Source organism: Pseudomonas sp. SWRI154 (genome assembly GCF_014268645.1).
Taxonomy (GTDB): domain Bacteria; phylum Pseudomonadota; class Gammaproteobacteria; order Pseudomonadales; family Pseudomonadaceae; genus Aquipseudomonas; species Aquipseudomonas marvdashtae.
On the sequence record NZ_JABWQW010000087.1, the window covers coordinates 1 to 418 of the forward strand.

Consider the following 418-nt stretch of genomic DNA (forward strand, 5'->3'; position numbering starts at 1 on the left):
CGGCAGTTGGGCATCCCCAGCGTCGTGGATCGCCTGATCCAACAGGCCCTGCTGCAGCAGCTTACGCCGATCTTCGACCCTCTGTTCTCGGACTACAGCTACGGCTTTCGCCCGGGCAGAAGCGCTCATCAAGCCATCGAAACAGCCCGCGCCCATGTGGCGGCGGGCCACCGCTGGTGCGTGGAGCTTGATCTGGAGAAGTTCTTCGATCGGGTCAACCACGATGTATTGATGGCCTACGTCGAGCCTCAAATCGAAGACAAGCGGGTGCTCAGGCTGATCCGTCGTTACCTCGAAGCTGGAGTCATGTCGGGCGGGATCGTCAGTCGACGGCAGGAAGGGGCGCCGCAAGGCGGCCCTCTCTCGCCGTTGCTGTCGAACATCCTGCTCAACGAACTCGACCGAGAGTTGGAACGGC

1 protein-coding gene is annotated in these 418 nt (G+C 62.0%); it reads left to right on the forward strand.

All coding sequences use genetic code 11. The annotated features are described in order from the left end of the window. Positions 1–418: reverse transcriptase domain-containing protein (locus tag HU806_RS26270; protein ID WP_273018717.1), on the forward strand; the 418-nt coding region annotated here is incomplete at both ends.